Annotated in this window: 3 protein-coding genes; all 3 read right to left on the bottom strand. The window is 41.8% G+C overall.

What is annotated here, in order from left to right:
- Positions 1-369: 369 nt before the first annotated feature.
- The 3 genes from G485_RS27215 to G485_RS31270 are packed head-to-tail and all read right to left on the bottom strand — an operon-like array spanning position 370 to position 1165.
- Positions 370-609 carry a hypothetical protein gene (locus G485_RS27215; protein ID WP_035157096.1) on the bottom strand — a complete coding sequence of 80 codons (240 nt, stop codon included), beginning with the start codon at positions 607-609 and terminating at the stop codon, positions 370-372.
- 2 nt (positions 610-611) lie between these two features.
- The gene (locus G485_RS0117485) at positions 612-992 is read right to left on the bottom strand and encodes a MerR family transcriptional regulator (protein ID WP_027093559.1); all 381 of its coding nucleotides are present in this window, start codon (positions 990-992) and stop codon (positions 612-614) included.
- Positions 989-1165, bottom strand: a complete 177-nt coding sequence (locus G485_RS31270) for a helix-turn-helix domain-containing protein (protein WP_084423380.1) — start codon at positions 1163-1165, stop codon at positions 989-991. The genes G485_RS0117485 and G485_RS31270 overlap by 4 nt, the downstream gene beginning before the upstream one ends.
- Positions 1166-1437: the final 272 nt, after the last annotated feature.

Here is a 1437-nt window from a genome sequence, read left to right as displayed (position 1 = left end):
GTTTTACCCGAGACGATCAAGAGGGGTAATATTACACGATTTTTTGGGGTAGTTCGATTTGATCATTTAGGGTAATTTTATTTTACGATAGACAATTAAAGTCTATCCTAACATTTTCCGTTCTCTTTTCCCTGCTATTTATCTGTATTAAACTTCCATCCACACATTTGATATTCGTATCATAGTCGCCTTGTCGGGTACTTCTGTAGATTTTATCAATGTAGCCATTCAATTCTAGCGACTTCGAGAAGTATGACAGAAATGTAAGCCAAAGCTGAAACACGGTCTATGAAGCATGTTACGTCTTTCAATCTTTTCACCTCCCCCATGTCCGAAAAGTACATTATTTACGGATGTTATAGTGACGTTTTAGCCAGCCGCCGAAAAGATAGCTTCAACGCCAAAGCCTTTTGTCTGTAAAAACCTCTTCAATTCGTCCTCACGAATCCATACAGGCTTGTAAGCCACGCCGCGCACAGCGTTCGGAATCGCTTCATAGCGCAGACCTTCATTTTGACACCAAGACCAAATGCGTTGCATAGAGTAAACTTTCGTAGGACTTGCTTTGGTCAGCAGACTTGAGATTTCACTAAGTGTGTACATTCGCATGATTAGCACCGCCCTGTAACATAGTCGTGTAAACTTTGGGCATGGACAAAGTATGACCCGCCCTCAAACCCTGCCTTCAGCTTACCTGCCTGTATTAGCCGATGTACTGCGGCTTCAGTTTGCAAGCCTAGCTTTGTCATTGTCTCCAGCACGGTAAGACTTCCTGAACGCCCTATAGGGGATATAGGGGCTTTCTGAAGAGTGATTCGATTACGTTGGGCGTATGCTTCAATGGAATGTAAACTGACCATCATCCTGCCCTGAATTGGTCTAGCTGCTTCTAGGTAGCCGTACAATATCAGCTTAAAAACCTCTTCTTCACTCATTTGAATGAGGTTGGCGGCTTCAGACAATGACACAGAACGGTTGTCAATAATCGTCATGCTGATTCTCCTTCCATACGGGTAAAGCGTTTTAGTTCACTTTCCTTGATTCGTACTGTTCGTTTCGTTGGCTTGGTTGCTGATATCCGCCCCTCTCGTAGCCAACGATAAAGGGTCTGCAAGTGTACTCCCATGTATTCACTGGCTTGTTTGACTGTGTAAAGTTTTTCCATAGCAAACCTCCTAACTTGTAGTCTGGTAGGGCATTGCCGCCCATTCGTACTCCAATATAAGTAACTCACTTTGAAACATAACAAAGCGATTGAAATTGATTTTGAGCATAAATGAGTTGATTTTTAATAATTTTTAATAATTTTGAATAATTTTAAAAAAAGAAGAGGAAAAGCGAACGATAGCGTCCCGTCAAGTGGTGTAAAATCGATTTCTACTTTGTGACTCATATTTATTTCTGCAAGAGCATAGCAGACGTTAACAGGGCTTGTTC

It is taken from the genome of Cohnella thermotolerans DSM 17683 (assembly GCF_000429825.1).
GTDB lineage: Bacteria > Bacillota > Bacilli > Paenibacillales > Paenibacillaceae > Cohnella > Cohnella thermotolerans.
Note: the sequence above shows the minus strand (reverse complement) of the source record. Positions and strands in the feature narration are given on the sequence as shown.

Bases quoted from the DNA above. Each gene is read 5' to 3' on its own strand.
- G485_RS27215 (WP_035157096.1), bottom strand. From the start codon at position 609: ATGCGAATGTACACACTTAGTGAAATCTCAAGTCTGCTGACCAAAGCA.
- G485_RS0117485 (WP_027093559.1), bottom strand. From the start codon at position 992: ATGACGATTATTGACAACCGTTCTGTGTCATTGTCTGAAGCCGCCAAC.
- G485_RS31270 (WP_084423380.1), bottom strand. From the start codon at position 1,165: ATGGAAAAACTTTACACAGTCAAACAAGCCAGTGAATACATGGGAGTA.